Source organism: Micromonospora sp. ATA51 (assembly GCF_016802855.1).
In the GTDB taxonomy this organism is placed as follows: domain Bacteria; phylum Actinomycetota; class Actinomycetes; order Mycobacteriales; family Micromonosporaceae; genus Micromonospora; species Micromonospora sicca.
The window spans coordinates 1-8,390 of record NZ_JAEVHJ010000302.1 but is presented as its reverse complement, the minus strand read 5'-3'; the positions used below and the strand labels follow the sequence as shown (position 1 = coordinate 8,390).

Here is an 8,390-nt window from a genome sequence, read left to right as displayed (position 1 = left end):
CCGGGACCCGCCCCGGTCACCGCGCCCGCCACCCTGACCGCCCCGGTTACCGCCCTGGCCGCCCGGGGTACCACCCTGACCGCCCCCGGGGTACCGCCCTGGGCCCCCCGGGCCGCACCCTGCTCGGGGCGCCCTCCGCCCCGCTCGCGCCGCCCACCGTCGCCGGACGACCGGCCGCCGCCCGGGGCCGCCTCGTCCTCCAGCCGCAGGGTCAGTGAGATCCGCTTGCGGGGCACGTCCACGTCGAGCACCTTGACCCGGACCACGTCGCCGGACTTCACCACGTCCCGCGGGTCCTTGACGAAGGTGTTCGACATGGCCGAGACGTGCACCAGGCCGTCCTGGTGCACCCCGACGTCCACGAACGCGCCGAACGCGGCCACGTTGGTGACCACGCCCTCCAGCAGCATGCCGGGGACCAGGTCGCCGATCTTCTCCACGCCCTCGACGAAGGTGGCCGTCTTGAACGCCGGTCGGGGGTCCCGGCCCGGCTTCTCCAGCTCGCGCAGGATGTCGGTGACGGTGGGCAGGCCGAACGTGTCGTCCACGAAGTCGGTCGCCTTCAGCCCGCGCAGGATCGTCGACCGGCCGATCAGCGAGCGCAGGTCCTGCCCGGTGCTGGCCAGGATCCGCCGCACCACCGGGTACGCCTCGGGGTGCACGCTGGACGAGTCGAGCGGGTCGTCGCCGCCGGGGATGCGCAGGAAGCCGGCGCACTGCTCGAACGCCTTCGGGCCGAGCCGCGCCACCTTCTTCAGCTCCGCCCGGGTGCGGAACGGGCCGTTGGCGTCCCGGTGCAGCACGATGTTCTCGGCCAGTCCGGCGCCGATGCCGGAGACCCGGGTGAGCAGGGGAGCGGACGCGGTGTTCACGTCCACGCCGACGGCGTTGACGCAGTCCTCGACCACCGCGTCCAGCGAATGGGAGAGCTTCACCTCGGACAGGTCGTGCTGGTACTGCCCGACGCCGATCGAACGCGGGTCGATCTTGACCAGTTCCGCGAGGGGATCCTGGAGCCGGCGGGCGATGGAGACCGCGCCGCGCAGCGACACGTCCAGCCCGGGCAGCTCCTGGGAGGCGTACGCGGAGGCGGAGTAGACCGACGCGCCGGCCTCGGAGACCACCACCTTGGTGAGGTTGAGCTGCGGATACCGCTTGATCAGGTCACCGGCGAGCTTGTCGGTCTCCCGGCTCGCGGTGCCGTTGCCGATGGCGATCAGCTCCACCCCGTGCGCCCCGGCCAGCTTCGCCAGGGTCTCGACCGAGGCGTCCCACTGGCGGCGCGGCTCGTGCGGGTAGATCGTGTCGGTGGCGACCACCTTGCCGGTGGCGTCCACCACCGCGACCTTCACGCCGGTGCGCAGGCCCGGGTCGAGGCCCATGGTGGGGCGGGTGCCGGCGGGCGCGGCGAGCAGCAGGTCGCGCAGGTTGGTGGCGAAGACCCGGACGGCCTCCTCCTCGGCCGCCTGCCACAGCCGCATCCGCAGGTCCGCGCCGAGGTGGATGAGGATCCGGGTACGCCAGGCCCAGCGCACCGTGTCGGCCAGCCACTTGTCGGCGGGCCGCCCCTGGTCGCTGACGCCGAACCGGCCGGCGATGGCCGCCTCGTAGCGGGTCGGGCCGGTGACCACGGCGTCCGAGTCGCCCTCGCCCTCCGGGTCCATGGTCAGGTCGAGCACGCCCTCCTTCTCGCCCCGGAACATGGCCAGGATCCGGTGCGAGGGGAGCCGGGTGTACGGCTCGGCGAAGTCGAAGTAATCGGCGAACTTGGCGCCGGCGGCCTCCTGGCCGTCGCGTACCCGGGAGACCAGCCGGCCCCGCGACCACATCTGCTCGCGCAGCGTGCCGATCAGGTCGGCGTCCTCGGCGAACCGCTCGATGAGGATGTTCCGCGCCCCCTCCAGCGCGGCGGCCGCGTCGGCGACGCCCTTGTCGGCGTCGACGTAGCCGGCGGCCGTCCCACGCGGGTCCTGCCCCGGGTCGGCCAGCAGCGTGTCGGCCAGGGGCTCCAGCCCGGCCTCGCGGGCGATCTGCGCCCGGGTCCGCCGCTTCGGCTTGTACGGGAGGTAGATGTCCTCCAGCCGGGACTTCGAGTCGGCGGCCATGAGCTGGGCTGCCAGGGCCTCGTCGAGCTTGCCCTGGCTCCGGATGGACTCCAGCACCGCGGCGCGCCGCTCGTCCAGCTCGCGCAGGTAGCGCAGCCGCTCCTCGAGGGTGCGCAGCTGGGCGTCGTCGAGCAGGCCGGTGGCCTCCTTGCGGTAGCGGGCGATGAACGGCACGGTGGCGCCGCCGTCGAGCAGCTCCACGGCCGCGCGTACCTGCCGTTCGGCGACGCCGAGCTCGTCGGCGATCCGCTGGTGCACAGACTGGGTCACGATCTGATCCGCCTTTTCCGGTGGGTTCCGCAGTGCATTGTGCCGTTCCGTCGGTCACCGGCCGCGCCGCACCCGCCGCCCGCGCCGGCGCAGCATGGGCGGACGCGTCGCCGCAGGCCGGCCGGCTGCGCTAGCGTGGCGATCATGGAACCACCTGCCGACCCGCGGGCGCGGCGGCTCTTCGGCGGCAGCGCCCGGGCCCTCGGCGACCTTGCCGCCAGCCCGTTCCGGGCCGACCGGGACCGGATCGTGGCCTCGCCCTTCTTCGCCCGGCTGAACGGGGTCACCCAGGTGGTCAGCCCGGGTGGTTCGGGCCTGCTGGTGCACAACCGGCTCACCCACAGCCTGAAGGTGGCCCAGGTGGCCCGGGCGGTCGCCGAGCGGCTCACCGCCGACGAGCAGCACCGCGCCCTGCTGGAGAAGCTCGGTGGCTGCGACCCGGACGTGGTGGAGGCGGCCGCGCTCGCCCACGACCTCGGCCACCCGCCCTTCGGGCACCTGGGGGAGCGGGTGCTGGACCGGTTGGCTCGGCAGCGGCTCGGCCTGGCCGACGGCTTCGAGGGCAACGCGCAGTCGTACCGCATCGTGACCAGCACCGAGATCCGGGGCGCGGCGACCACCGGGTTGGACCTCACCGCCGCGGTGCGGGCGGCGATGCTGAAGTACCCGTGGACCCGGCTGGATCACCCGGACCCGCACCCGCGTCACCTCGACCCGGCACCCCGGGGCGCCACCCCGCCACCGGACGACCCGGAGAGCGGGTCGGCGAAGTTCGGGGCGTACCGGACCGAGGTGGACGACCTGCGGCAGGCCCGCGAGCCGTTCGCCGGACGGATCCCGGACTGGCAGCAGACCCCCGAGGCGTCCATCATGGACACCGCCGACGACATCGCGTACGCCATCCACGACGTGGAGGACTTCTACCGGGTCGGGGTGCTCCAGCAGGGCGCGGTGGCCGCCGAGCTGATGGCCTGGCAGCGGGAGAGCGGGCACTTCCGGGCCATCACCGACGCCGCCCTGGCCGCCGCGGCCCGCCGGCCCGGCGCGGCAATCGAGCGGCTGCGCCGGCAACTGCACCGCAAGGACGCCTGGATCGCCGACGACGAGGCGTTCGCCGCCGCGGTCGAGCACGTCCGCGAGGAGTTGGTGGAGGGGCTGCTCGCGCTGCCCTTCGACGGCTCGATCGAGGCGGAGCAGTACGTGGCCCGCTTCTCCGCCCGCTGGTCCACCCGGTTCGTCGAGTCGATCACCGTCACCCCCGAGCCGGGCCCGCGCTCCGGGTACGTGCTGCTGGCCGAGGCGCAGTGGCACGAGGTGCAGGTGCTCAAGTTCGTCCACCACCGGTTCGTGCTGGCCCGCCCCGACCTGGCCCTGCACCAGCGCGGTCAGGCCCGGCTGCTGGGCACCCTGGTCGAGGCGCTCTGGGAGTGGCTGCTCGACCCGGAGGAGGAGTCCCGGCTGCCCCGCCGGCTGCACGACCTGGTGGAGCTGGCCGAGGCGGAGCTGCACCCGCGTACCAAGGACCGGATCGGCCGGGCCCGCGGCCGGGCCATCGTCGACTTCGTCGCCCAGCTCACCGACGGCCAGGCGGTGGCGATGCTGGACGCCCTCTCCGGCCGCTCCGGCGCCCTCTGGACGGACGCCTTCGTCCTCTGAGCCGACCCGGCCGGGCCGGACCGCTCAGGCGATCGCCTGCCACCAGCCGTCCACGGCCGGCGGGTCGTCCACCACCACCCGTTCGCCGGGCCGCGGCACCGCCAGCCGGACGTCCCGGGCCTTCGCCTCCAACCAGAGCCGGTTGACCGGCTCGGCCCAGTCGTGCAGGGCCAGGTTGAACGTCGCCCAGTGCACCGGGAGGAACAGCCCGCCGCGCAGGTCGAGGTGGGCGGCGACCGCCTCCTCCGGGAACATGTGGATGCTCGGCCAGGCCCGGTCGTACGCGCCGATCTGCATCAGCGTGACGTCGAACGGGCCGTGCTCGGCGCCGATCTCCGCGTACCCGTCGAAGTAGCCGGAGTCGCCGGTGTAGAACGCCTTGCGGTGCGCGCCCGCCACCACCCAGGAGCTCCAGAGCGTGCCGTCGCGGCGCAGCCCCCGGCCGGAGAAGTGCTGGGCGGCGGTGGCGGTGATGGTCAGGCCGCCCACCCGGTGGCTCTCCGACCAGTCCAGCTCGACGATCCGCTCCTCCGGCACGCCCCACCGGTCGAGGTGGGCGCCGACGCCCAGCGGCACCAGGAACGGCGCCGACTGGTGGGCCAGCAGCCCGCGTACCGTCGCCAGGTCCAGGTGGTCGTAGTGGTCGTGCGAGATCAGGATGGCGTCCACCGGGGGCAGCTCGTCGAGGCGTACCGGCGGCTCGTGGATCCGGCGCGGGCCGACCAGGGCCGAGGGGGAACACCGGCCGCTCCAGACCGGGTCGACCAGCACCCGGTGCCCCTCGATCTCGATCAGCGCCGAGGCGTGGCCGTACCAGACGACGTTGAGCTCCCGGGCCGGGTCGGACGCGGGCGCGGCGGACGGGCGCAAGAGCGGCACCCCGCCGTCGGGTCGCCGCTTCTGCTTGCCGAAGATCAGCTCCTTGACCAGGTTGCGGCCCGGGTCCGCGACCATCGTCCGGGTGCTCGACGGGTTGTGGAAGGTGCCGTCGCGGAACCGTGGCGAGCGGGCCGCCCGCTCCGCCCGCGCGCCGGTGAGCCGGCCGCCGAGCTGCGCCGGGACGTCCCGCCCCACCCAGGCCACCCCGGCCAGCGCCGCCATTCCGGCCATCCGCCACAGCCGGCGGCCGAGCGCCCGCTCTACCGCCCGATCCGCTGTCTCGCCCATCGTCGTCCCCTCCGCCGTGTTCCGCAGTACACGGTAGCCATCCCGAAGCCGTCGCGCCCTCGCGCTCAGCCCGGCCGGCGCCGGACCGCCGAACCGACCGTAGCGCCCATCCCGCCGACCGAGCGGACCACCTGCGACAGGTCCGGCAGCCAGCCGCCGCGCACCGACTCGCCGGCCGGGTTGGGCGTGAACACGATGCCGTCGTGCGGCGCCACCGGCCGGTCGCACAGCCCCGCCCGCCGCATCAGCGGTCCGACCAGCAGGTCGTACACGCCGGGCAGGACGGTGAAACCGAACCGCATCACCGCGTTGAGCCGGCCCACCGACACCTCCCGGCGCGGCCGGTCGGTGCAGTCCACCATCGCCCGGGCCACCCGTTCCGGGGTGGTGATCGGCAGCGGGGGCCGGCCGAGCGGCCGAGGTAGTTGGCCGCCTGCCGGTAGACCGGGGTGTCGACGCTGCCCGGGTTGACCAGACAGATGTGCACCCCGGGGGTTTCCCGAGCCTCCTGCTGCAAAGCCAGGCCCAGCCCCTGCAGGCCCCACTTGGCGGCGACGTAGCCGCTCAGGTAGGGCGCGGTGATGTGCCCGAGCACCGAGCCGGTGAGGATGAGGGTGCCCGCCGAGGCGGCCCGGAAGTGCCGCAACGCCACCCGGGCCACCGCCGCGGCGGCGAGCAGGTCGATGCGGACCACCTGCTCGAAGACCCGCTCGGGCACCTCGTCGAACCGTCCGTACGCCATCACCGCGGCGGTGTGCACCCAGACGTCGATGCCGCCGAACGCCGCCAGCGCGGCGCGGGCCAGCCCGTCCACCGCGTCGGGCATGGTCACGTCGGTCGGTACGGCGAGCACCGGCGCGCCGGTGGCCCGGCACTCCTCGCGTACCTCGGCGAGGGTGGCGGGGGAGCGGGCCGCGAGGACCAGACGGTCCCCGCGCCCGGCGAACGCCTGGGCCGCCGCCCGGCCGATCCCGCTGGTCGCGCCGGTGATCACCACCGTCCGGGTCACGGCGCGAGCACGACCTTGACGCAGCCGTCCTGCTTCTTCTGGAACATCTCGTACGCCTGCGGCGCCTGCTCCAGCGGCAGCCGGTGGGTACGCAGGTCCTCGACCCCGAGCGGGTCGTCGTCGCCGGCGAGCAGCGGCATGATTTCGTCCACCCAGCGCTTCACGTGGCACTGCCCCATCCGCAGTTGGATGCCCCGGTCGAACATTTCCACCAACGGCATCGGATCCCGCTCGCCGCCGTAGACGCCGGAGACGGAGACCGTGCCGCCCCGGCGGACCGCCTTCACCGGCGCGTACAGCACGACGAGGCGGTCGACGCCGGCCTTGTCGGTCATCGTCTGCGCCACTTTGTCGGGCAGCAGCCCGGCGGCCGTCTGCGCAACCTTGCCCAGCGGGGCGCCGTGCGCCTCCATGCCGACGGCGTCGATCACCGCGTCCGGGCCGCGCCCGTCGACCAGGTCGATCAGCGCGCCGGGGACGTCGTCCAGGGCCGACACGTCGAGCACCTCGATGCCGTGCCGGCGGGCCATCTCCAGCCGCTCCGGCACCAGGTCCAGCCCGATCACCCGGTCGGCGCCGAGGTGCCGGCCGATCCGGGCGCAGAACTGCCCCACCGGGCCGAGCCCGAAGACGGCGAGGGTGCCGCCGCGCGGGGTGTCCGCGTACTTCACCGCCTGCCAGGCGGTGGGCAGGATGTCGGAGAGGTGTAGCCAGCGCTCATCGGGGCCGGTCTCGGGGACTTTGATCGGGCCGAACTGGGCCTGCGGGACCCGCAGGTACTCGGCCTGCCCGCCTGGCACGGAGCCGTAGAGCGAGGTGTAGCCGAACAGCGCGGCGCCCTTGCCCTCGCTCGTGACCTGCGTCGTCTCGCACTGGGCGTAGAGCTGCCGCGCGCACATCCAGCACGAGCCGCAGGAGATGTTGAACGGGACGACCACCCGGTCGCCCACCTTCAGCCGGGTCACCCCCGGGCCGACCTCCTCGGCGATGCCCATCGGCTCGTGCCCCAGGACATCGCCGGGCTTCAGGTACGGCCCGAGCACCTCGTACAGGTGCAGGTCGGAGCCGCAGATGGCGGTGGAGGTGATCCGGAGGATCGCGTCGGTCGGCTCCTCGATCCTGGGGTCCGGGACGTCCTCGACCCGGACGTCACGCTTGCCTTGCCAGGTCGGTGCCTTCATGCCTGAATGTCCCCTCTTTGGTGCCGTCCATCGGACTGCTACCCGCGCTGGGACGCTTGAACCGGTCGCTGGGGACCTCCGCTCTCCAGGCGGCGGGTCGTGCGTTGCGGTGCGTGGTTGGTTGCGGTGGGGGGTGTGGCCCGCCGTGACCGGCTCCGGGCGGTCAGGCTTGATCCCTGCGCCGGTCACGGCGGGCCACACCCCTGACGTGGTCCCGGTCCGCCCGTGCGTCCCCGGTCGGGCGGTTCGCGTGTCCCGTCGAGGTCGTCACGGGTTGCGGAAGGTTGGTGCCTGGCGGGTGTTGAGAGGTCGTGTTCTGGGCGAGATCGTCGCGGGTTGCGGCAGCTCGGTGTCTCCGGGTGGTGATACGCGGTGCGCCGCAGGTTGTGTGGATCTTGGCGGTCGGCGTGAGACGGCCCGTGCGGTCTGGCCGAGATGTCCGGTTCTGGGTGTGACCGGCGGCATCCTCAGCGCGGAATCGTGGCCGGCCCGGGGTCGTTATACATCGCGTACGACCGAGTACCTGGCCCGCTCGACCGGGTCGGATGGTCGGGCCCCCGGGAATGATGGTGGGCCGGTGGTCGTTACACATGGTCCCGGCGCCGCGAAGAGGCCCCCCGCCCCGCGGCTGGCACCGGGCAGAGACTTTCCCCCTTGCACTCTTTTTGAGCGCCTGACGGTGCTTGCGCATGTCCCGGCCCCCACCGGGTGTGCGCCAACCCCCCAAGGAGCTTTGTCATGAACACGATGCTGCGTAAGAGCGTTCTCGGTATTGCTGGTCTGGCTTTCACCGGTGGTGTGTTCGCCGGTCCGATCGCCGCGCACGCCGACACCGGCCCCGTCACCGCCAAGCCCGCCGCCGTGGCGGTGCAGGCTGACAAGCCGGACAGCTCGAAGCTGATTCCGCATGGTGTGCAGGGCGCCCAGTCGAAGATTGACCTGAACGACGAGCAGACCGCCAACGCGGAGGCGATCATCGCGGCGACGAAGAAGGCCGGTCTG

6 protein-coding genes and 1 pseudogene are annotated in these 8,390 nt (G+C 73.4%); 2 read left to right on the top strand and 5 right to left on the bottom strand.

Features of this window, described 5'->3' with window-relative positions; all coding sequences use genetic code 11:
- Nucleotides 1–2,375 (bottom strand): Tex family protein (locus JNW87_RS30815; protein ID WP_238454875.1); only part of this gene is annotated, 2,375 nt, incomplete at its 3' end.
- Between the two features lie 144 nt (nucleotides 2,376–2,519).
- On the opposite strand from JNW87_RS30815, the gene JNW87_RS30810 reads away from it, so the two are divergent.
- Nucleotides 2,520–4,031, top strand: coding sequence for a deoxyguanosinetriphosphate triphosphohydrolase family protein (locus JNW87_RS30810; protein ID WP_238454874.1), 1,512 nt, complete (start codon nucleotides 2,520–2,522; stop codon nucleotides 4,029–4,031).
- A 24-nt stretch (nucleotides 4,032–4,055) separates the two neighbouring features.
- On the opposite strand, the gene JNW87_RS30805 is transcribed toward JNW87_RS30810, so the two are convergent.
- The 4 genes from JNW87_RS30805 to JNW87_RS30790 all read right to left on the bottom strand — a co-directional run bounded on the left by JNW87_RS30805 (nucleotide 4,056) and on the right by JNW87_RS30790 (nucleotide 7,388).
- A complete protein-coding gene (locus tag JNW87_RS30805) occupies nucleotides 4,056–5,198 on the bottom strand; it encodes an MBL fold metallo-hydrolase (protein ID WP_109806040.1) in 1,143 nt (380 codons plus the stop codon).
- Nucleotides 5,199–5,263: 65 nt separating this feature from the next.
- Nucleotides 5,264–5,521 carry a hypothetical protein gene (locus JNW87_RS30800; RefSeq protein WP_238454873.1) on the bottom strand — a complete coding sequence of 86 codons (258 nt, stop codon included), beginning with the start codon at nucleotides 5,519–5,521 and terminating at the stop codon, nucleotides 5,264–5,266.
- Nucleotides 5,500–6,207: an SDR family NAD(P)-dependent oxidoreductase gene (locus JNW87_RS30795; RefSeq protein WP_238454872.1), complete on the bottom strand. Its 708-nt coding sequence runs from the start codon at nucleotides 6,205–6,207 to the stop codon at nucleotides 5,500–5,502. Before JNW87_RS30795 ends, JNW87_RS30800 begins: the two co-directional genes overlap by 22 nt.
- The gene (locus tag JNW87_RS30790) at nucleotides 6,204–7,388 is read right to left on the bottom strand and encodes a zinc-dependent alcohol dehydrogenase (protein ID WP_238454871.1); all 1,185 of its coding nucleotides are present in this window, start codon (nucleotides 7,386–7,388) and stop codon (nucleotides 6,204–6,206) included. The genes JNW87_RS30795 and JNW87_RS30790 overlap by 4 nt, the downstream gene beginning before the upstream one ends.
- Nucleotides 7,389–8,126: 738 nt before the next feature.
- Between JNW87_RS30790 and JNW87_RS30785 the strand changes: the two are divergent.
- A pseudogene (locus JNW87_RS30785) lies at nucleotides 8,127–8,390 on the top strand (hypothetical protein); the annotation flags it as partial.

Excerpts from the sequence above, each read along its gene's own strand:
- JNW87_RS30810 (WP_238454874.1), top strand. The coding sequence starts at position 2,520 with ATGGAACCACCTGCCGACCCGCGGGCGCGGCGGCTCTTCGGCGGCAGC.
- JNW87_RS30805 (WP_109806040.1), bottom strand. The coding sequence starts at position 5,198 with ATGGGCGAGACAGCGGATCGGGCGGTAGAGCGGGCGCTCGGCCGCCGG.
- JNW87_RS30790 (WP_238454871.1), bottom strand. The coding sequence starts at position 7,388 with ATGAAGGCACCGACCTGGCAAGGCAAGCGTGACGTCCGGGTCGAGGAC.